The sequence below is a fragment of the Bradyrhizobium sp. IC4059 genome (assembly GCF_020193615.1).
Taxonomy (GTDB): Bacteria; Pseudomonadota; Alphaproteobacteria; order Rhizobiales; family Xanthobacteraceae; genus Bradyrhizobium; species Bradyrhizobium yuanmingense.
The window spans coordinates 43,889-65,549 of the sequence record NZ_JADYVH010000001.1; the positions used below are offsets into that span (position 1 = coordinate 43,889).

At 60.8% G+C, this 21,661-nt stretch carries 20 protein-coding genes; 18 read left to right on the top strand and 2 right to left on the bottom strand.

The window, feature by feature from the left end:
• Positions 1-188 precede the first annotated feature (188 nt).
• From I6F12_RS00210 to I6F12_RS00295, 18 genes are all read left to right on the top strand, one after another.
• Complete coding sequence (locus I6F12_RS00210; RefSeq protein WP_225155231.1) at positions 189-653, top strand: DUF2840 domain-containing protein; 465 nt, start codon at positions 189-191, stop codon at positions 651-653.
• Positions 650-1,162, top strand: a complete 513-nt coding sequence (locus tag I6F12_RS00215) for a S26 family signal peptidase (protein ID WP_225155232.1) — start codon at positions 650-652, stop codon at positions 1,160-1,162. Before I6F12_RS00210 ends, I6F12_RS00215 begins: the two co-directional genes overlap by 4 nt.
• Positions 1,159-1,992 (top strand): lytic transglycosylase domain-containing protein, encoded by an 834-nt coding sequence (locus tag I6F12_RS00220; RefSeq protein WP_225155233.1) that lies wholly within the window; start codon positions 1,159-1,161, stop codon positions 1,990-1,992. Before I6F12_RS00215 ends, I6F12_RS00220 begins: the two co-directional genes overlap by 4 nt.
• A 511-nt stretch (positions 1,993-2,503) precedes the next feature.
• Positions 2,504-4,267: a DUF3363 domain-containing protein gene (locus I6F12_RS00225; RefSeq protein ID WP_225155234.1), complete on the top strand. Its 1,764-nt coding sequence runs from the start codon at positions 2,504-2,506 to the stop codon at positions 4,265-4,267.
• Positions 4,268-4,303: 36 nt separating this feature from the next.
• A complete protein-coding gene (locus I6F12_RS00230) occupies positions 4,304-6,289 on the top strand; it encodes a conjugal transfer protein TraG (RefSeq protein WP_225134409.1) in 1,986 nt (661 codons plus the stop codon).
• 6 nt (positions 6,290-6,295) lie between these two features.
• Positions 6,296-6,721: a CopG family transcriptional regulator gene (locus I6F12_RS00235; protein WP_225134410.1), complete on the top strand. Its 426-nt coding sequence runs from the start codon at positions 6,296-6,298 to the stop codon at positions 6,719-6,721.
• A 133-nt stretch (positions 6,722-6,854) separates the two neighbouring features.
• On the top strand, positions 6,855-8,183 hold the full coding sequence (locus tag I6F12_RS00240; protein ID WP_225134546.1) for an MFS transporter: 1,329 nt from the start codon (positions 6,855-6,857) through the stop codon (positions 8,181-8,183).
• A 214-nt stretch (positions 8,184-8,397) separates the two neighbouring features.
• Positions 8,398-9,312 carry a P-type conjugative transfer ATPase TrbB gene (gene trbB / locus I6F12_RS00245; RefSeq protein WP_036037569.1) on the top strand — a complete coding sequence of 305 codons (915 nt, stop codon included), beginning with the start codon at positions 8,398-8,400 and terminating at the stop codon, positions 9,310-9,312.
• A 1-nt stretch (position 9,313) separates the two neighbouring features.
• On the top strand, positions 9,314-9,637 hold the full coding sequence (locus tag I6F12_RS00250; protein WP_225134411.1) for a TrbC/VirB2 family protein: 324 nt from the start codon (positions 9,314-9,316) through the stop codon (positions 9,635-9,637).
• A complete protein-coding gene (locus I6F12_RS00255; RefSeq protein WP_225134412.1) occupies positions 9,637-9,900 on the top strand; it encodes a VirB3 family type IV secretion system protein in 264 nt (87 codons plus the stop codon). The genes I6F12_RS00250 and I6F12_RS00255 overlap by 1 nt, the downstream gene beginning before the upstream one ends.
• A gap of 10 nt (positions 9,901-9,910) precedes the next feature.
• Positions 9,911-12,352 (top strand): conjugal transfer protein TrbE, encoded by a 2,442-nt coding sequence (gene trbE, locus I6F12_RS00260; RefSeq protein ID WP_225155235.1) that lies wholly within the window; start codon positions 9,911-9,913, stop codon positions 12,350-12,352.
• Complete coding sequence (gene trbJ / locus I6F12_RS00265; protein ID WP_225134414.1) at positions 12,349-13,080, top strand: P-type conjugative transfer protein TrbJ; 732 nt, start codon at positions 12,349-12,351, stop codon at positions 13,078-13,080. The genes trbE and trbJ overlap by 4 nt, the downstream gene beginning before the upstream one ends.
• Positions 13,080-13,451, top strand: a complete 372-nt coding sequence (gene trbK-alt / locus I6F12_RS00270; protein ID WP_036006838.1) for a putative entry exclusion protein TrbK-alt — start codon at positions 13,080-13,082, stop codon at positions 13,449-13,451. Before trbJ ends, trbK-alt begins: the two co-directional genes overlap by 1 nt.
• Positions 13,448-14,674, top strand: coding sequence for a P-type conjugative transfer protein TrbL (trbL, locus tag I6F12_RS00275; protein ID WP_225134415.1), 1,227 nt, complete (start codon positions 13,448-13,450; stop codon positions 14,672-14,674). Before trbK-alt ends, trbL begins: the two co-directional genes overlap by 4 nt.
• Before the next feature lie 93 nt (positions 14,675-14,767).
• Positions 14,768-15,451: a conjugal transfer protein TrbF gene (gene trbF, locus I6F12_RS00280; protein WP_036006843.1), complete on the top strand. Its 684-nt coding sequence runs from the start codon at positions 14,768-14,770 to the stop codon at positions 15,449-15,451.
• Positions 15,448-16,482, top strand: a complete 1,035-nt coding sequence (gene trbG / locus I6F12_RS00285) for a P-type conjugative transfer protein TrbG (protein WP_225155236.1) — start codon at positions 15,448-15,450, stop codon at positions 16,480-16,482. Before trbF ends, trbG begins: the two co-directional genes overlap by 4 nt.
• Positions 16,479-17,690, top strand: a complete 1,212-nt coding sequence (locus I6F12_RS00290) for a TrbI/VirB10 family protein (RefSeq protein WP_225155237.1) — start codon at positions 16,479-16,481, stop codon at positions 17,688-17,690. The genes trbG and I6F12_RS00290 overlap by 4 nt, the downstream gene beginning before the upstream one ends.
• A gap of 4 nt (positions 17,691-17,694) precedes the next feature.
• Positions 17,695-17,925, top strand: a complete 231-nt coding sequence (locus I6F12_RS00295) for a DUF2274 domain-containing protein (protein WP_225134418.1) — start codon at positions 17,695-17,697, stop codon at positions 17,923-17,925.
• 189 nt (positions 17,926-18,114) lie between these two features.
• Here I6F12_RS00295 and I6F12_RS00300 read toward each other — a convergent pair whose 3' ends face one another.
• Complete coding sequence (locus tag I6F12_RS00300; RefSeq protein WP_333913958.1) at positions 18,115-19,020, bottom strand: TauD/TfdA family dioxygenase; 906 nt, start codon at positions 19,018-19,020, stop codon at positions 18,115-18,117.
• 1,612 nt (positions 19,021-20,632) lie between these two features.
• Entirely contained in the window at positions 20,633-21,019 is a 387-nt protein-coding gene (locus I6F12_RS00305) for a hypothetical protein (RefSeq protein WP_225134420.1), read from the bottom strand.
• Between the last annotated feature and the right edge of the window lie 642 nt (positions 21,020-21,661).

Consider the following 21,661-nt stretch of genomic DNA (forward strand, 5'->3'; position numbering starts at 1 on the left):
CTTTCCGGCCGCTCTAACTTTACTAACCAGAAATCCTTCGGATTTCTTCTAACGCACCAGGCCGAAAACCTCGTTGGAGGCGATCGGCAGCAGCAGGCCGCCAGTTCTGTTTGGCTCTCCAAGTCGCATACGCTATTCGCCGAACCCCATGCTTACGGCTGCCAACTCCAGCGTCAGGGAGCCGCGGCATGAGCGATCTCACGGAAGTGGAAGTTCTGTGGCTTGAGAAGCGTATCGAAAACCGCATACGGTTCGGTCGAGTTGTTGCGGAACGGAAGCTTGATCGCCACCGGCGTGTCCTGTCATTTGCGCCCGGCAGCATCTTTGCCTTCGTCCGATGGACCTCAAACGACTTTGGGACGATCATTTCGCGCATCGACATCTTGCGCGCGGTCACACCGGGACAGCGCTGCTCGACCATCCCGTATGTGAAGCCGGGTGGGGAGATCTTGCTGCGGCTCGCTGGTTGGCCGAAGGTCGAGCGAGTGCTGCAGATGACCGACGCCATCGAGGCGCTCGGCATCGATCCAGCTGATGTCGCACCTGATCATTGGCATCACGTTCACAACCGTCTGTCCGTCAACGAAAACCCGCGGTCCTACACGAAAGCACGCCACCGGGCCTGGCTTCATCGCCAAAAGGTGATGCGATGACAGGCCGCCTCATGATGCTGGCTATGATGATTGGGGCCGCTGCTGCGCTCGTCGCGACGATCGTCCTGGAGCCGCTTCCGCTTTTCATCTGGAACGCATCCGCGAGCGTTCCGATCGGTCTCTACCGCCTCCGCCCGGCGGACCAATTCCAAGTCACTGAATTGGTCGCCGTGCAGCCGCCGGAGCCGCTCGCGGCCTTCCTCGACCTCAACGGCTATTTGCCCATTGGCGTACCCATGCTGAAGCGCGTGCTTGCTCTTCCCGGCCAGAGTGTTTGCAGAACCGGCCTCAAGATTTCGGTCGACGACATTGCAATGGGCGAGGCGAGGGATCGCGACGGACGCGGGCGGCCATTGCCGAGATGGCAGGGCTGCCGCGTCGTCGGCGACGGCGAACTGTTTCTGATGAACTGGCAGTCGGACGACTCTCTTGATGGCCGGTATTTTGGATTTCTTCCGGCGTCTAGCGTGATCGGCCATGCGATGCCGGTGTGGACGTGGGAGGAGTGATCGTGCGCATTCGACGTGTTCTCCTCGCCATTCCCTTGTTCGATCGATTGCGGGATCATTCCTCCGCCTCGATCGATGTCTGCAAGACCGGCGCGAGCCCGACGGCGTGGTTGGGTCGGTTGGGCACGCGCATTTGTGCTGTCGTGCCCTTGATGCTTCTTCTGACCGCGTTCGACGGTGAGGCTTTGGCCCAGAGTGGATCAGCCGCCCAGCCGGCGATCAGTCAGACCGCTCACTCATTTGCCGGCTTCATCAATGAAGCCTCACAACGCTTTGCGATTGCGCCGAACTGGATCCGATCAGTCCAAAGCATCGAGAGTTCTGGTGATGTGCACGCCAGATCGCCAAAAGGCGCAATGGGCCTGATGCAAATCATGCCGGCGACTTGGGCGGAACTTCGCGAGCGCTACAATCTCGGGAACGACCCCTACGACCCGCACGACAACATTCTGGCCGGCACGGCGTACTTGCGCGAACTGCTCGATCGGTATGGCTCGCCTGGCGTGTTTGCCGCGTACAACGTGGGACCATCACGCTATGAAGAGCATCTCGCAGGCGGCCCTCTGCCAGAAGAGACGCGAGCATACGTCGCAAAGCTTACAAATCTGCTTGCCATCGACCTGCCGGCGAGGTGGACGTCCAGCAGCCATTCATCAAAGGCTGGGACGCTATTCGTCAGGCGACCCGATCTCATGAAAACGCGCCGTCAGTTGCTGGCGCTCGTGCCGCCGGGCGATGTCATGACGGCAATCTCGGCGCCCGATGCGCCCATGGTCCCCCGGCCTATTGGCGTGTTCGTCCGTCAATCGGGTTCGGGAACATCGCAATGATCAGGTGTGCGGGTCCGCAAGCTGACGGCGTATGGGCGATGCCTTCGGCCCGCGCTCTACTCGTCGCTTCGCTCCTCACCGAGCCACCCTTCGGGTGTCTCGGCCCTTCGGGTAACGATCGCTATCGCAAGCGCTCAGAAGCACTCGGGCTTCGCAAGTCGGCTGCCAAGTCGCTGCTGCTCTTTCGCAATGAGGCGGTCAGCCGACGTGCTCGGGCGGGGGCTATTCGAGGATCCGCCGCAATGACCCGAACTGCATTACGTTCCAAATCGCCGCTCCTTCCGAGGGCCTGGTGGCTTGGACGTTGGGTCCTGGGAATCAGCAGCCAGGAGAACGCGATGGCAGGACGGCTAGATAAAAGGGGCTCGCCGGTCGAACCGCAAGCCATTGGCATGGCTTGGGTTCTGGCGTGCCGGTCGGTCGGGGCGCGTGCCGCGCCTAGCAATTTTACGAATGCGATCAAAGGTGTTTTCGGCACCGTTCGTGCTTTTGATCGTTGGGAGGCCCTGTAGTGAGCGTGGGCGACAGCGACCTGCGTATACGGCCTGGACGCATTCGTAGTACCCGCGCGCCGAAGCCCAAGAGCTTCATCAATCAGGTGCTGCGGGCGGCGAAGAAAGCAGGACATACCTCGGGTCAGACAGTGGTGGGCAGGCGCTCGACGGCTTATGGGCACTCGACGTTTGGCCGCGGGCGCCTGGCCTTTAGCCGCGCCAGAATGTTCAATCCAACGCGGCGCGTTGTGGTGAAGGCGCGCGTGGTTCGTCACAAAGGCGGAGCGTTCCGTTCCGCACCATTGACCGCGCACCTTTCATATCTGAAGCGCGACGGCGTGACCCGGAGCGGTGAGCGGGCCGAGATGTTCGATGCCGGCGGCGACCGCGCTGATAGCGCGGCTTTCGCAGAACGCTGCAAGGACGACCGGCATCATTTCCGGTTCATCGTCTCGCCGGAGGACGGCGGCGACATGACCGATCTGAAGGCGTTTACCCGCGACCTCGCCAGGCAGATGGAGACCGACCTCGGCACGCAGCTCGATTGGGTGGCTGTCGATCATTGGAATACCGACAACCCTCACGTCCATCTTCTCGTCCGTGGGATAGATGAGGAAGGGGCGGATCTCGTGATCTCTCGCGACTATATCAGCAAGGGCCTGCGCTCGCGCGCTGAGGAACTGGTCGCCATCGAACTGGGCCCAAAACCGGAGCACGAGATCCGGAATTCGTTGGAGAGGGAAGTCACGGCGGAACGATGGACGCGGCTCGATCGGGAGATCCGGCTGGCGGCCGATGAGACCGGCCATATCGATCTTCGCGCAGAGAATCCCGGCAAGTCCGATTCCGAGATCCGGCGCCTGATGATCGGTCGCCTTCAACACCTGGAGAAGATGGGCCTTGCCGCGTCCGCCCTACCGGGAGAATGGATGGTCGGGCTCGAGGCCGAGCGTAGCTTGCGTGACCTCGGTATGCGCGGCGACATCATCAAGACCATGCACAGGGCCTTTACCGAACGTGGGGAAGCGCGCGGCGTTGCCGATTTCGTCATCGAGGTTGGACAGCCGGCATCCCAGATTATCGGACGACTGGTCGACCGTGGACTGCATGACGAACTGACCGGCGAGGCCTATGTCCTGATCGACGGAACAGACGGACTGGCGCACCATGTGCGCTTTCGAGGCCTAGAGGCTTTCGAACATGCTCCGCCGGCCGGCGGCATCGTTGAAGTCCGACGCTTCGGTCAAGCCGGCGATCCGCGGCCGACCGTGGTGCTCGCGACCCGTTCCGACCTCGATCTTGGTGAGCAGATCACTGCGAGGGGAGCAACCTGGCTCGACCACAGGCTGGTCGAACGCGACCCCATGCCGCTTGCCATGGGCGGATTCGGCCGAGAGACCCGCGACGCCATGAAAGCCCGTACCGAGCATCTGATCCAGGAGGGCCTGGCGCAGCGGCAGGGCCAGCGCCTCATCTTGCGGCGCGACCTCCTGAACACGTTGCGCCGACGCGAGCTGGACGAGGTGGCTTCAAAAATCTCGGCCGACACCGGCCTTCCTCATGTGAACGACGCGTCCGGGGAGCATGTGGCGGGCACGTACCGCCAGCGGGTGACGCTCACCTCGGGACGCTTCGCTATGATCGATAACGGGCTCGGCTTCCAACTCGTGCCGTGGTCGCGCGAACTCGAGAACAAGCTTGGCCAACACGTCACCGGCGTCGTGAAAGACGGCGGTGGCATCGAATGGGGTTTTGGTCGGAAGCGCGACCTCGGCCTCTAGGTATCTCGCCAATTCAGTTGCGGAAGGGCGCTAGGAATGTCCGGAACCAAAATCCTCTGGGGTCAGCTGATCGTTGTCGGCCTGATCGTCGTGCTGGCCATCTGGGGAGCAACCGAGTGGACGGCCTGGCGACTTGCCTACCAGCCCGAGCTTGGGCGGCCCTGGTTCGAGCTGTTCGGCTTCAAGATCTACTATCCGCCGATCTTCTTCTGGTGGTGGTTCGTCTACGATGCCTATGCGCCGCAGGTCTTTGTCGAGGGCGCCTTCATCGCAGCATCAGGGACCGCCGTTTCGATCGCGGTGGCGATCGCCATGTCGGTGTGGCGCGCGCGTGAAGGGAAAAATGTCGAGACCTATGGTTCAGCGCGTTGGGCTGGTGCGGAAGAGGTCCGAGCGGCCGGACTTCTTGGTCCGGATGGCGTGGTGCTGGGCAAGCTCGATCGCGACTACCTCCGCCATCACGGGCCGGAGCACGTGTTGTGTTTTGCACCAACCCGGTCCGGCAAAGGCGTCGGTCTTGTCGTCCCGTCCCTGCTGGCTTGGCCAGGCTCGGCCATCGTGCATGACATCAAGGGCGAAAACTGGCAGCTGACCGCGGGTTTCCGCTCGCGGCACGGCCGCGTCCTGTTGTTCGATCCAACCAACCCAAAGTCTTCAGCCTACAACCCGCTGCTGGAGGTCCGGCGCGGGGAGTGGGAGGTCCGCGACGTCCAGAATGTCGCCGACGTCCTGGTCGACCCCGAAGGCTCGCTCGACAAGCGGAACCATTGGGAGAAGACCAGTCATTCGCTTCTGGTCGGCGCCATACTCCATGTTCTCTATGCCGAGGAGGACAAGACCTTGGCCGGCGTCGCGGCTTTCCTCTCCGATCCGAAGCGGCCGATCGACGCGACGTTGAGGGCGATGATGACCACGTCGCACCTCGGCGAGCAGGGCGCTCACCCCGTGGTCGCCTCGACCGCGCGTGAGCTCCTCAACAAATCCGAGAATGAGCGCTCGGGCGTCCTGTCCACCGCAATGTCGTTCCTGGGTCTTTACCGCGATCCGGTCGTAGCCCAGGTGACCTGCCGCTGCGACTGGCGGATCGCCGATCTGATTGCGGATAAAGGCCCCACGACGCTTTACCTGGTGGTGCCGCCTTCCGACATCTCTAGGACCAAACCATTGATCCGTCTGGTGCTGAACCAGATCGGCCGCCGTCTCACCGAGGACTTGCACGCTCGTGACCGCCGACATCGAGTCTTGATGATGCTCGACGAGTTCCCGGCACTGGGCCGGCTTGATTTCTTCGAGTCCGCGCTCGCCTTTATGGCGGGGTATGGCATCAAGAGTTTCTTGATCGCGCAATCGCTCAACCAGATCGAGAAGGCCTACGGGCCCAACAATGCCATTCTCGACAACTGTCACGTCCGCGTTAGCTTCGCGACCAACGACGAGCGCACCGCCAAACGGGTGTCGGACGCCCTTGGTACGGCGACCGAGATGCGGGCGATGAAGAACTATGCCGGCCACAGGTTGAACCCATGGCTGGGGCACCTGATGGTCTCGCGCCAGGAAACGGCAAGGCCTCTGCTGACCCCAGGCGAAGTCATGCAGCTTCCGCCGACAGACGAGATCGTCATGGTGGCGGGCACGGCGCCGATCCGGGCGAAGAAGGTCCGCTACTACGAGGATCGGCGGTTTACCGAGCGCGTTCTGCCCCCGCCCGATCCCGAGGCGTCCGGCCGATCACGGCGAACGGACGGATGGTCAACACTTGGAGCGCTCAAGCCAGCGTTCCTTCCAACCAACAGAGGACAAGCAGACGAAGATACCGCGAATAGCGGTCTCCGTCGCGAGCCCGAACTACCCGACCACGTCGCGATCGCCAAGGAAACGACCGAACCAACGCCGGCAGAGGAATTTGCCGCCGTTCTTGACGAAGACGAGGCCGCGGTCCGCCGGTCCCAGTTTATACGCGAACAGATGCGCGGTGTCGCCAGTCAAGTCGCCATGGATCCGAATGACGGTATGGAGCTCTGAGGCAATATGCGCGACCGGATGAACGTCTATTTTCCGCCAGAGCTGCTGAAACAGATCTCGGAGCTCGCCGATCGCAAGAAGCTTTCCCGGTCTGCCATCGTGGAAGCTGCGGTCGCCTCCTTTCTTTCACCCGACGGAGCGGACAGGCGGGAGGCAGCGTACGCCCGGCGCCTCGATCGGCTGTCGCGTCAGATGCAGAGGTTGGAGCGCGACGTGGGTTTGACGGCCGAAAGCCTGGCGCTCTTCATACGGTTCTGGCTGACGATCACGCCGCCACTACCGAATGACGCGCAGGCGGCCGCGCAAGTAAAAGGCCGGGAGCGGTTTGAAGGATTTGTCGAGGCACTCGGGCGCCGCCTGCAAAAGGGGCAAAGCTTTCTCCGCGAGATTCCGGAAGATATCCGCCGTCAGGAACCGGTCGACGAATCCTGACCGAGCGTCATGGATGCGCAAACGCGCCGACCCTTCTTTTTCTACGCCAGCCTACGACCGCAGCGATTTAGCCGAACCGCGAAAAGCTGGTCACGCTATCGGCTTGCACGAGCCGACAGAAAGGGGGGCCAGCATGCAGATCTCAGGGGCATGGCGCCTCACCGCGCGCGTATTTCTCCCGTTTGCGGTCGGATACTATCTTTCGTATCTGTTTCGAACGATCAACGCTTTGATCGCCAGTCATCTCAGCTCTGATGCCGGGGTTGGGGCTGCCGACCTCGGGTTGCTTACCTCGGTCTATTTCCTCGTTTTTGCGGCGGCGCAGATCCCAGTCGGCATATTGTTGGACCGCTTTGGTCCGCGTCGCGTCCAGAGTGTTTTGCTCTTGCTCGCAGCAGTGGGCGCCGGACTGTTCGCAGTATCGACCGGCTTCCTGTCCCTTTTGATCGCGCGTGCAATGATCGGGCTTGGTGTCGCTGCAGCGCTGACTGCTGGACTGAAGTCCATCATCATCTGGTTCCCCAGGGAGCGAGTTGCCCTGCTGAACGGCTATATGGTCATGCTGGGATCGCTAGGAGCGGTAACCGCTACGGTCCCCGTCGAACACCTGCTCGCCTGGATGGGATGGCGGCAGCTCTTTGAAACTCTGGCGGCCGCTACCGGAGCGACGGCCATTCTCATCTATGTCGTCGTGCCTGAGCGGGTCATTGTCCCACCAACACCGCGCGCCACCCTTGGCTCCGTTTTTGCCGATCGTCGCTTCTGGCGAGTGGCCCCGTTGTCGGCGACTTGCATTGGATCAGCCTGGTCTCTGCAAGGACTGTGGGCATCACCGTGGCTGACCGACGTGGAGGGGCTTGATCGCACAAGTCTCGTGAGACAGCTGTTCATAATGTCGATCGTCTTGAGCTGCGGCGCCTTGTTGTTCGGGATGACCGTCCACTACGTCAAGCGAAGAGGAATCAGGGCGGAGACGGTGTTAGCGACGGTTGCGGTGCTGTTTGTCGCAGCGCAGCTAGCTTTGATCCTGCGAGTGCCTCTGCCGTCCATCCTGCCCTGGTCCGTTGTCGCAATTGCCGGCACGGCGACTGTGGTCAGCTTCGCGGTGATAGCGGATTACTTTCCGCCGCAACTTGCCGGTCGTGCCAACGGCGCCTTGAACGTCTTGCACTTTGGTTGGGCTTTTCTGGCACAATACGCGACAGGTCTTATCCTGGAGCAATGGTCGGCGAACGATGGCCATCGGCCGCTCCAGGCCTATCAAGTCGCCTTCGGTCTCAACCTAGCGCTGCAGATCGCGGCGTTGGCCTGGTTCGCGCTGCCCGGGCGCCGATCCATCACTCCGTGGATGAGTTCAATCCTCGTCTTCAAGCCGGCTGATGATTCCCGAGCCGTCGAGTCGGTTGGGTTGTATGAGGATTCGATCATCCTCCTGCCTGCGGATGACGATGCGGAGTGGTGAGCTGCCGGCCGATTAAGTAGGCCTCAAACATCGGTTCTCAGTCTTTCTTTTTCTACGCTAGCCTACGATCACGCAAAGCGCTTGTTGCGCCAAGTCCATTGGTGCTTTTTCTAATCATCCCCATCTGAGGACGCGCTTTGGGCGTCCTCATTCGTGGGGGCGAGCGGTGGCAATCCATTCCATTCAATCGGAAGCGAATTCGCGCGGTGCGCGAATGCTGCGCAGCGCACTTGGCTCTGCGATTGCCGGCTACCTCGAAGACGAAGCGATCATTGAGGTGATGCTCAACCCGGATGGACGGTTGTGGATCGACCGGTTGTCGAATGGCCTGATCGACACAGGCGAAACTCTCTCCGCAGCCGATGGCGAGCGCATTGTTCGCTTGGTTGCGCATCACGTGGGCGCGGAGGTGCATGCCGGTGCGCCGAGGGTATCGGCCGAACTGCCCGGGACCGGTGAGCGCTTCGAAGGACTCTTGCCCCCGGTCGTTGCAGCGCCAGCCTTTGCCATCCGCAAGCCCGCAGTCGCCGTGTTTACGCTCGACGACTACGTCGCCAGGGGGATCATGACCTCGAAGCAGGCCGAGATCCTGCAGAGCGCGGTCGCCGCACGGAAAAATATTTTGGTCGCCGGTGGGACATCGACCGGCAAGACAACATTGACGAATGCGCTCCTGGCCGAGGTGGCGAAGAGCTCCGATCGGGTCGTGCTGATCGAAGATACGCGCGAGCTTCAGTGCAAAGCGCCCAATCTCGTGGCGTTAAGGACCAAGGACGGCGTAGCGACGCTGTCGGACCTCGTCCGCTCCTCGTTGCGACTGCGGCCCGACCGCATTCCAGTTGGCGAAGTTCGCGGCGCCGAAGCGCTGGATCTGCTTAAGGCTTGGGGTACAGGCCATCCCGGCGGCATCGGCACCATTCATGCGGGTACCGCGCTCGGGGCGCTGCGGCGGCTCGAGCAACTCATCCAAGAAGCCGTCATCACGGTCCCGCGTGCTCTGATCGCCGAAACCATCAACCTCGTCGCCGTGCTTGCAGGCCGCGGCGCCGATCGTCGCCTCGCTGAACTCGCCCTCATCTCGGGGCTCAGCGCCAGCGGCGACTACAATCTTTCATCAGCAGGAGACTGACATGCGTGTGCAATTTCGTTTTCTTCGAGGTGCATCGCTGGCTGCCTTCGCCACGGTGCTTTTGGCAGCGGTGCCGGCATGGGCCGCTGGTTCGAACATGCCATGGGAGCAGCCACTCAATCAGATCCTGCAATCGGTTGAGGGGCCGGTCGCCAAGATCATCGCCGTCATCATCATCGTGGTGACCGGGCTTACACTCGCATTCGGGGACTCATCAGGTGGCTTCCGCCGGCTGATCCAGATCGTGTTCGGTCTATCGATCGCGTTTGCCGCCTCAAGCTTCTTCCTGTCGTTCTTCTCCTTCGGCGGCGGCGTGGTGATCTGATGGATGAGCCGATCACAGGCTTTGCCGGGCCCGTTCATCGCGCGCTCACCGAACCAATCCTATTGGGTGGCGCGCCGCGGTCGTTTGCGATCGTCAACGGCACGCTTGCGGCAGCCCTAGGTCTGGGGCTGCGGCTCTGGATCGCGGGTCTGGTCCTCTGGTTTATCGGCCACATGGCCGCAGTCTGGGCCGCCAAGCGCGACCCGGCCTTCGTCGATGTGGTGCGCCGACATCTGCGCATCCCCGGTCATCTCAACACCTGAGCTCTCGGTCATGATGAACCTTGCCGAATATCGCCATTCCAATGCCCGGCTCGCCGACTTTCTGCCTTGGGCAGCCCTGGTGGACGAGGGAATCATCCTGAACAAGGACGGCTCGTTCCAGCGGACGGCGAAGTTCCGGGGGCCTGATCTCGACAGCGCAGTGCCGGCTGAGCTTGTCGCGGTCGCCGGTCGCTTGAATAACGCCTTGCGCCGCCTGGGATCCGGCTGGGCCGTATTCGTCGAAGCGCAGCGCCATTTTGCAGGTAACTATCCGCCGAACACCTTTCCGGATGTCGCATCTGCATTGGTCGACGCCGAGCGCAGAGCTCAGTTCGAAGAGGCGGGTGCCCACCATGAGTCCAGTTATTTCCTGACCTTCCTCTATCTGCCGCCGGAGGAAGGAGCGGCTAAGGCGGAGCGCTTGCTCTATGAAGGTCGCGACCGCACCGTTGGCGCCGACGCGCGCGAGGTGCTGCGGGGATTTGCCGATCAAACGAACCGCGTATTGCAGCTCGTCGAAGGGTTCATGCCCGAATGTGCCTGGCTCGATGATCAGGACACGCTGACCTACCTGCACTCGACGATATCGATCAAGCGTCATCGGGTTCGGGTGCCCGAAATTCCGATGTACATCGATGCGCTGTTGGCCGACCAGCCGCTGACCGGCGGCCTTGAGCCGATGTTGGGCTCAGCCCACCTGCGGGTTCTGACGATTGTCGGTTTTCCGGGGGCGACGACCCCCGGGATCCTGGACGAGCTAAATCGCCTGCCATTTTCGTATCGCTGGTCAACCCGCGCGGTCATGCTCGACAAGACCGATGCCACCAAGCTGCTGACCAAGATTCGGCGGCAGTGGTTTGCCAAGCGGAAGTCGATTGGGGCCATTCTCAAGGAGGTCATGACCAACGAGGCGTCGACGCTGCTCGATACCGACGCCCACAACAAGGCGATCGATGCCGACGCAGCGTTGCAGGAACTGGGGTCCGATCATATTGGGCAAGCCTTTGTCACAGCGACCATCACTGTCTGGGACCGCGATGCCGATGCGGCCGACGAAAAGCTCCGCTTGGTCGAGAAGGTCATTCAGGGGCGCGATTTCACCTGCATGATTGAGACGGTGAACGCCGTCGAAGCCTGGCTCGGCAGTCTGCCTGGGCATGTCTATGCGAATGTGCGGCAACCACCGGTGTCCACCCTCAATCTCGCCCATATGATTCCGATGTCGGCGGTGTGGGCGGGCGAAGCGAAGGATCTGCATTTCAAAGGTCCGCCGCTTCTGTTGGGCAAGACTGAGGGATCAACCCCGTTCCGATTTTCGCTCCATGTCGGCGACGTCGGGCATACCCTTGTGGTAGGACCGACAGGCGCTGGCAAGTCGGTGCTGCTCGCTCTGATGGCGTTGCAGTTCAGGCGTTATCCGAACTCTCAGGTCTTTGCGTTCGACTTCGGTGGTTCGATCCGGGCGGCCGCGCTCGCGATGGGTGGTGATTGGCACGATCTCGGCGGCGCACTCTCCGACGCGAGCGAAAAGCCAGTCGCCCTCCAGCCGTTGGCGTGGATTGACGATCCCGCCGAGCGCGGATGGGCGACCGAATGGATCGGCGCGATCCTCGCCCGGGAAAAGGTCGAGATCACCCCGGAGGTCAAGGCTCATCTGTGGTCGGCGCTAACATCTCTCGCTTCGGCGCCGAGGGTGGAGCGTACCCTGACGGGCCTGTCAGTCCTGCTCCAATCGAACTCTCTGAAACGCGCCTTGCAACCATATTGCCTCGGCGGTCCTTCCGGGCGCCTGCTCGATGCCGAATTTGAGCGCCTTGGCGAGGCCTCCGTTCAGGCGTTTGAGACCGAAGGGTTGATTGGAACGAGCGCGGCACCTGCCGTGCTGGCCTATCTCTTTCATCGGATTGGAGACCATCTGGACGGCCGGCCGACTCTTCTTATTATCGATGAGGGGTGGCTTGCCCTCGACGACGATGATTTTTCCGGACAGCTCCGGGAGTGGCTGAAGACCCTTCGGAAGAAAAACGCTTCCGTCATCTTCGCGACCCAGTCGCTCTCGGACATCGATGGCTCTGCAATCGCGCCTGCGATCATCGAAAGCTGTCCAACGCGGCTGTTGCTGCCGAACGAGAGGGCGATCGAACCCCAGATCGCAGCCATCTACAGACGCTTCGGTCTCAACGACCGGCAGATTGAGCTACTGAGCCGGGCAACGCCCAAGCGCGACTACTACTGCCAGTCCCGTCGCGGCAACCGGATGTTCGAACTTGGCCTTGGTGAGATTGCGCTCGCATTCACTGCGGCCTCTGCCAAGACCGACCAGGCTGCCATTACGCAGCTCCTGGCCGAACATGGACCTCACGGCTTCGTACCGGCCTGGCTCCAGCACCGCGGTTTGGCCTGGACCCTCGACCTGCTCCCCAATCTCGTCAATCTGGAGAAATCACTATGAGGCGTCTTGGCCTGTTAACGGCCGCTGGCACGGTCGCGCTGATCCTGGGCATCACAGTGCCCGGGCGAGCCCAGTGGATCGTCTTTGATCCCAACAACTACGTCCAGAATGTCTTGACGGCTGCGCGGGAACTCCAGCAGATCAACAATCAGATCACCTCGTTGCAGAACGAGGCGCAGATGCTGATCAACCAGGCGAAGAACCTGGCGAACCTGCCGTATTCGTCGCTGCAGCAACTGCAATCCTCGATCCAGCGTACTCAGCAATTGCTGGCCCAGGCGCAGCGTATTGCCTATGACGTCCAGCAGATCGATCATGCCTTCTCGACGAGCTACGCGCCGGCCACTGGCAACCAATCCAGCCAGTTGCTGGTCACCAACGCTCAATCGCGGTGGCAAAACACTTATGCGGCAACGCAAGATGCGCTTCGTGTCCAGGCTGGCATCGTTGGCAACCTCGACACCAACCGTATCCAGACGTCCGCGCTCGTAACCTCAAGCCAAGGCGCGAGCGGTGCGCTGCAGGCAACGCAGGCGGGCAATCAGATTCTCGCGCTGCACGCGCAGCAGCTCGCCGACCTCACAGCCGTCATGACGGCGCAGGGGCGAGCGCAAAGCCTTGAAGCGGCTCAGCGCGCCTCGGCCCAGGATCAGGGACGAGAACAGCTTCGGCGCTTCCTGACGGCGGGGCAGGGCCATCAATCATCCAACGTGCAGATGTTCCACTGATGACCGACATCCGGGCATTCAAGGCATTGTCGCTGCTTACGACAATCGGCGTAGTGGCCGTCGCTGCTTGCACGATTCAACTTCGTGGCGGAGATCGTTCTCCTCCGCCGCCGAAGGCGGAGCAGACGGCAGACGCAACCAGCTCAGACCTCGCGCGCTGCCGCAACGTCACTGCGGACCACGCAGCGGGTTATGAGCGTTGCAAGCAGGTTTGGGCCGAAAACCGCCGTCGCTTCTTTGGCAAGAAAGACGGTGGCGCAGTTCCAGGCCGCGACGATTCCGCCGCCGGCGTGGCGCTCGCTCCAAAGGATCAAAGCCGGATCCCGCACGGATATCCGAACCTGGCGGCCCCTGAGGCGAGCAAGCCATGACTGGTACGGGGATCATTGATCAATTCCTGGAAACGTTCACGCGTTATATCGACAACGGCTTCGGGCTGCTGGGTGGCGACGTGGGATATCTCGCAACTACGCTTGCCGCGATCGACATCACGCTTGCCGCGTTGTTCTGGAGCTGGGGGCCGGACGAGGACATCATCGCACGCCTCGTCAAGAAGACGCTCTTTGTCGGCGTCTTTGCCTACCTGATCAGCAATTGGAACAGCCTGGCGCGCATCGTCTTCGAAAGCTTTGCGGGCCTTGGGTTGAAAGCGTCCGGCACAAGCCTGGGGGCGGGGGATTTCCTGCGACCGGGCAAGATCGCTCAAGTCGGTCTCGATGCCGGTCGGCCGCTCCTCGAGTCGATCTCCAACCTGATGGGCTACATCAGCTTTTTCGAGAATTTCGTCCAGATCGTCGTTCTCCTGTTTGCGTGGGTCGTGGTGCTGCTCGCCTTCTTCATTCTGGCGATCCAGCTCTTCGTCACCCTGATCGAGTTCAAGCTCACGACACTGGCCGGCTTCGTGCTCATTCCCTTTGGCCTGTTTGGCAAGACCGCTTTCGCGGCGGAGCGCGTTCTGGGCAACGTCATATCTTCCGGCATCAAGATCCTGGTCCTGGCCGTCATCGTCGGCATCGGCTCCACCCTGTTCTCGCAGTTCACCGCAGGTTTCGGCGGTGCACAGCCGACCATCGAAGACGCAATGACGCTGGTGCTCGCGGCGCTTTCCTTGCTGGGCCTCGGCATCTTCGGTCCGGGTATCGCAAACGGCCTAGTGTCGGGCGGACCTCAACTCGGCGCCGGCGCCGCGATTGGAACAGGCCTTGCTGCTGGCGGCATTGTTGCGGCAGGTGCGGGACTTGCTGCTGGCGGTGCCGGTCTCGCTGGCGGTGCGGTTGCAGGCGCCGCGCGCGGTGGCGGCGCTGTCATAACCGGAGCAACAGCCGCCTATCGAAGCGGCGGCCTTGCCGGCGTCGCGGAGGCTGGCGCTTCGGCTGCGACGAGTCCATTGCGTCGAGCAGCGGCTGCCTTCGGAGGTAGCCAAGCGGGCGACCAGAGCGCGAGCGCTCCGGCCGAAGGGCAGCCTGATTGGGCTCGCCGCATGAAGCGTGCTCAGATGATTCGGCATGGTGCCTCCGCCGCTGGCCACGCCGTCCGCTCCGGCGATCATGGTGGCAGCGGCTCCTCCGTCGATTTGTCCGAAGGAGAACGCTGAGACGCACCACTGCACCTCCGCCGCACAGCAGCGCCTCAAACCTTCTATCGCAAGACTTGAAACCAATCACTCGATATCAGGGGGCAACCAGCGATGTTCAAACGACCATCAGTTCACTACGGGCGCATGCCCGAGCCGATTACGCCGTACCAAAAGGCAGCGCAGGTTTGGGACGAACGCATTGGATCTGCCCGCGTGCAGGCCAAGAACTGGCGCCTAATGGCGTTCGGCTGCCTGATGCTTTCAGCCGGTCTCGCTGGCAGCCTTGTCTGGCAATCGAGCCAGGGATCGATCACGCCTTGGGTAGTAGAAGTCGATCATCTCGGCCAAGCCCAAAGGGTTGCGCCGGCCAACATCGACTATCAACCTACTGACGCTCAGATCGCCTACCATCTGGCGCGGTTCATCGAGGACGTCAGAGGCTTGCCGGCCGACGGTATCGTTCTGCGCCAGAATTGGCTCCGGGCCTATGATTTTACAACGGATCGTGGCGCGGCTGCGCTCAACGATTATGCGCGCAACAATGACCCCTTTGCCAAGCTGGGCAAGGCTCAAATCTCCGTAGACGTCTCGAGCGTCATTCGCGCGTCTTCGGAGAGCTTTCGGGTCGCATGGACTGAACGCAGTTACGACAACGGTTCGCTGAGTTCGACCGAACGCTGGACAGCAATTCTCACGATCGCAATCGAGTCGCCGCGCGATGCCGAACGCCTGCGCAAGAATCCCCTTGGCGTCTACGTCCGCGCCATCAACTGGTCAAAGGAGTTGAGTCAGTGACCAAGACGCCGTCTGACGTTCATTCGAAGCATCCAGGTGCGCAAAGCGGGCTCAATTCGACTCGGCCCAAGCTCGTGTTAGCGAAGCGAGCAAGTTTCCACGCTCTCCTGCTTTGTTCGTCGATGCTTGGTGGATGCGCGACCTACATTCCGCCGGAGATCAGCTATGACGCTGAAGTTCCTCCGCTGCCGGCACCACCGGTGGCTCTCGACGACAAACCGAGACCGCTTCACGTTCCACCCCTCTGGAAGCCAGCTTTCGGCGGTAAGTCAGGAGGGAAGGAAAACGTAGAGCCGGTGAGCCGGGTTGAGATGGCAAACAGTGCGGCCCGTGTTGAACCGCGCAAGCGCGGGTATTTCAACGCGGCGCAAATCTACGCCTACAGTCCCGGGGCGCTTTATCAAATTTACGCCGCACCGGGGCAGATCACGGATATCGCGCTAGAGGAGGGAGAACAGTTGACGGGATCAGGGCCGATCGCGGCCGGAGATACCGTACGCTGGGTCGTGGGCGATACCGAGAGCGGGAGCGGCGACACACGGCGCGTCCATATCCTGGTCAAGCCGACCCGAGCTTCGATCGAGACCAACCTGGTCGTCAATACCGATCGGCGGACCTACCTGATCGAACTGCGCTCCCGCGAGCGGCCATATATGCCATCCGTTGCCTGGTACTATCCGGAAGCAGTGCGCGAGCAGTCGCGTTCAGTTGCTCTGAAACCCGTTCTTCCGGAGCCGGCGCGGCGCATCTCCCGCTATGTCATCGAAGGGGACAGTCCACCCTGGCGGCCGATCGCCGCATATGACGATGGCCGCAAGGTCTATGTTGAATTCCCGCAAGGCATCGTGCAGGGCGAGATGCCACCGCTTTTTGTCATCGGCCCGGAGGGCAAGACCGAGCTCGTCAATTATCGCGCCTACGGTAACGTATTGATCGTCGATTGGCTGTTTGCAGCCGCCGAACTCCGGCTCGGCGGTGAGCACCAGCAGAAGGTCAGGATCGTCAGGACCGACGGGAGGCCGTCGTCATGAACACCGGCAACGGAAACCATCACGAGAAAACAGTTCCACCGGAGACACAAGTGGAGCGGTCAGAAAGCTTCCGCTTGAGAGCAGAGCATCCGCGCGTGACGCGGTTGTCGCGGAAGCTCTTGGCCGGCGGGAGCGCGGTCGCCCTGCTTGTCATCGGTGGGGCTGTGCTGTGGTCGCTGCAGCATAATCGCTCCCGTAATCAGGCGGCGGGGGAGATTTATAGCACAGACCACCACAATGTTGCCGACGGTATTACGACCCTGCCGAAGGATTATGCTGGCGTTCCGCGCCAGCCAATCCCGCAGCTTGGTCCGCCGCTCCCCGGGGACCTCGGTCGACCGATCCTTGCCGCTCAAGGCCAGTCGCCGGCGATTGGCGCTTATCCGGACCAGCAGCGCCGGGATCAAGAGACCGAGGCAGCCCGCATCAGTCATCTATTCGCTTCGACGAACGGACGTGAAGTACGTCCGCCCTCCGCGCCGCTTGTTGGAAGCGATCGCGTCGTGCCATCGAATCCAACGGTGACCGGGGATGACGCATCTGCACAAAGCGGTCAGGACCGAAAGCTTGCCTTCGTGAACGCCTCCGTGGACCGTCGTACGGTCAGCCCTGACCGCGTCACCAGGCCCGCCACACCATATATCGTGCAGGCCGGGACGGTGATTCCGGGAGCGCTGATCACAGGGATTAGATCAGATCTTCCAGGCCAAATCACCGCGCAGGTGACGGAAAACGTATACGATACGCCCACCGGTCGGTTCTTGTTGGTACCGCAGGGCGCGCGCCTGATCGGGGTATACGATAGCCAGGTCACTTTCGGCCAGTCCCGCGTCCTGCTCGTCTGGACACGGCTGATCATGCCGAATGGACGGTCGATCGTTCTCGAGCGGCAGCCTGGCGCTGACACTGCCGGATACGCAGGTCTCGAAGATCAGGTCGACAATCACTGGGGCGAGTTGTTCAAGGCTGCGGCACTATCGACGTTTCTGGCGATCGGGACCGAACTGGGCGCCGGCTCGGACACCAATAGCAACGACAGTGCAATCATCCAGGCATTGCGACACGGCGCGTCGGACTCACTAAACCAGACGGGGCAGCAGGTGGTTCGCCGCAGTCTCAGCGTCCAGCCCACTCTAACCGTGCGACCTGGCGTCCCGGTTCGTGTTCTTGTCAATCATGACCTCATACTTACACCCTATAGAGGGTAACAAAATGCCAAAACTAAAAATAGGAGAGCTTCCAGACGACAAGCCGGTCAAAGTAAGTGCGGAGCTGCCTGCGGCGGTGCATCGTGATCTCATTGCATATGCAGAAGCGCTTACGCGTCAGGGTGGTCAAGTGGTCGATCCGACTAAACTCATCGCCCCCATGTTGGCGCGCTTTATGGCCACTGATCGAGGATTTTCTAAGCTGAAACGTGAGGCCGCTGGCCAAGGACAGTGATGCTCCAGTTTCCTCGAAGCCGTCGGTCGACGCTAAATAGCTTGCATGCATCAAGCTAGGCGCTGCCGAGTTGGCCTTAAGAGCTGAGATATCGCGTCCGAAAGTGTGTTTTCGCGTTTACCTTAAACAAGTCCGATTGCCAGATTTTCTCGATTTTCAGACGCGAGAGCGCTGGGCGTCGTCGTGCAGTCATTCGGTCACCTTCAGGCGCGTTACACTGCTCCGGCCATCGACGCTGACAGGCACCTCACCCTCGATCGTGGCCCGACGTACGACGCGATGCTGGTTCCCGTAATCGTTGACCGCATAATGCTGCGTTGCGCGGTTATCCCATATCGCAATATCCCCCTCTAACCAGTTCCAGCGCACAGTGTTTTCGGGCGCGGTGATGTGAGACTGAAATAGGTCGAACAGCTTTTGTCCGTCGTATTTGGGGACATCAACAAACTGCTTCACCAAGGCGCCGAGCACTAGCGTCCGCTCGCCTGTTTCGGGGTGGACGCGTACGACGGGATGCTCCGTCTCAAAAACGGCTTTGGTGAACACCTCGTCAAAGTGCTTCTTGTCGACCTCGCGGAGACGCGCGATCCCAGCGTAATCGAAAACGTTGCTGTGAACGGCCCATAGGCCCTCGGCGAGCCGTTGTAGGGGCGACGGCAAACCAAGATAAGCGGCAGCTGTGTTAGACCACACGGTATCGCCTCCGAACGGTGGCATTACCACGGCCCGCAGGACCAAGATCTTGGGATAGGCGTCGGCAAAGGTCCCATCCGCATGCCAAACGTCGGCGCGACCGCCACCGCGAGTGGAGTCCAGTTCGAGGAGCGACGCCCCCTTGGTAGCGCCGAGTATCGGATGTGGCACTAGCTTTCCCAGACGAGCGGAAAAGCGCTCCTGCTCGGCGTCATTGAGATGTCCTTGATTGCGGAAGAAGATCACCTTGTGCTCTAGCAATAAGCTGTTGATCGCAGCTATCGCGTGATCCGGTAGATCGCCTGATAGCTTGATATTTTTGACTTCGGCACCGATGCGCGCTGCACGTTTCACAATATCCGCGCTCGGAATGACGCCACCGATCAAAGTCATTGCGCTGATCTCGCTTTTCCAGGCCCTGGCAGGTCTCCCGCCCCCCTTGGAGCGAATGATCTTCAGCAAGCATCGTGCCAGAAAGACCAACATGTCCTGGACAATAGGCACTGAACGAATCGTGGTATTTGCCGCGAGTCATCGAACGGCATCGTGCCAAATCAACCTGTTCGAGAGTATTTGCTGGTCTACATGTCTCGGATGGTCATAGCGGGTATGTCCGCGATGTGAATCAGCTGACCCGTTCCTCAAGGATGAAATGCGGGTGGAAAGCGTGACCATTTGCTGCTTTGTGGCTCTGTTTCTTGATAGATCGTTTTAGGCAATGGCCATACCAGGCGGCGCTGGGCAAGCCATAACGCCGAATGGGCTTTTCGAGAGTTCGCTACTACGCGCTGTACTCGACCTGACACGGGATTTGGGCTCTGTCGGAATACCGACAACTCTCCACATACTTTAGTAAGCTCAAGCTGACTGTTCCATTGGCGAATTCGCGAGTTAATTGACGACCCGAGGTAATGTCCCGTAATGCCGATGGAGCCCGTGAGAGTTGCAGATGTAAGATCGCTCTCTTTCGAGCGGCGCTCTTGGCGGCAGTTATGCACATTATCGTCTCGGTCCTGAAGTAGGATAAAAGCTGCAATTTCCTGGTCCTGCGTCAGTTTGCTGGCCGCTAGGCGGGTGGAGAAACGAATACGATCAGGCACGGGCGGTGGCTCATCTTGCGCTTGCCTTCTATCATGGTGATCGCGATGAAATCCGCGGGAGCATCGCTGACCGCCCACGGCGTCGCACGTCACGTCTCATGGAGATTCGTCAGTCGCCTCACGATCTGAAGCGGGCGATTGAGATTCTCGAAGAATTCAATCGGCCCATTGGCGTGGCCCGCGATGTAAATTCCATGTCGGCACCATATGTTCGGCTTGTGGCTTGCTGGGAGACCAGGATGGCGTCTCGCAAGCCTCTGCGCCAGTAAAGATCGCCAGAGCGGTCCGATCGGGCAATGCGCGATTGCGGATTGCTAAGTTCACTTCGCCGGCGGCTTGCCCAGCGTCTTTGTCTACTGGACAATAGACCGAGCCGCCGCCATGGTGCGGAACGTCGTGGCACCGGCGGTAGGGCTGGTCCACAGCGGCTCCTGCGGTCGTTTGTTCCGTAATGTCCGGAAGCATCCCAATTTCCAGGAAACGGATGCTTTCTCGGGCACTTAAGCGCTGTTAGCGGAACGACCGTGCAGCTATTCGTGAGGCTTATGGGCCCCGGGGCCCCTTGGCACGTCGCTGCCTCACTTGGGCGCAGTTCTCTTGATCTTTCTCAAGCGATGCCCCTTCTGCAGCAGTGGAGCAGGCGCGCCTGCCGCGCAGCGCTGGCAACGGCGTCGTGGTCGACGATTCTACGACGGATCAGCTTCGGGCAAGGCCAGGAAACTGAAATCGCATCCATCTTCCAGGGATCCGGCGAGTACCGTGGTTCAAGAGCCGGCCCTCCTCATTGCCTCGATGCTGGCTCGGGCGAGCCCCCAATCGTCAGACTTCAGAAGGGCAACTTCCACACGAAATAGAGAAGCGCAGCGATTGCCACCCAGAAAAGTATGCCGCGGAAGATGAAAGCGAGCGCCATTTTAATCGCCATCTTGCCCAAGCCGCTGCGCCATGGCGATTCCATCGATCGCGTCTGCCAGCCCTTCCAAGAAAGTCCGATACCACGCGTCATCGTCGGGAAGGTCCCATTCTTGTAGGCTGCCGACGTAACGCGTCAGAGCAATCACGCCTGCGATCGTGGTTGGGGTTGAACGGATGAGCACGTTCCCATGCTCCGCGAGAGCACGGTTCCTTTGACAGCTGATTTCGTCGGCGGCATCAAACTCGGGTCCCGAATCGAGCTTTGCCGATACGGACAGGGCCGCATCGTAATGTGCCAACAGCTCGCGATGTCGCTCGATCACTAGGAAGATTAGATCCCGATCGGCTGCAGCAGTCGACTGGGGAGAAATTTCCTGCGATGACAATGTTGGCCCCAAGCAAGTAGCGGGGCTACGTTAGCATGGTGGCCATGATGATAATCAGCGCAGAAGGTCCTTCATCTGCGGTATTTCTGCTCGATCGTCTTGGCATTCAGGCGAGGTCAACCAGCTCCATTTTGGGTTCGAGACGTTTCGCGCACGAGGCGAGCCTTACTCGCGGGAAAACGGCCATGCTCGATCGTTTTGGCGTACATTACTGGCCTTTCAAGCGTCGTCATTTATGAATGCCACCAGGTGCCAGGGCGGGGATCCTCGCACAGCCGGCTTGGGGTGTCCTGGCACCGTTGGTGGAACCTCGTCCGCGTCGTGTGAAGGCGACACCACCACATCGGGTACTCGGCGGCAGGCCCATTCAGCCATCCTTCACGGATCGTCCGGTCTGAGCCGGAGTGACGACGCAGTTGAGGCGTCGACGCCCGCGGTGGGAGCCCTCCGCAAAGTCTTACGCGGACGGTTGGATAAGATATCGTAGGTTTGGTCGGTGTGGGGGTAGGCGGTAGCGCTCCCCCGCTACCAAACCAGCTTATCCCTTGGATTTCCCCGCCTTGGCCGATAAACTTCTCGACGAGAAGACGTCTCATTGGAAATGTCGGCAAGGGGGCTGATCAACGTCGCAGTCGTCCGACT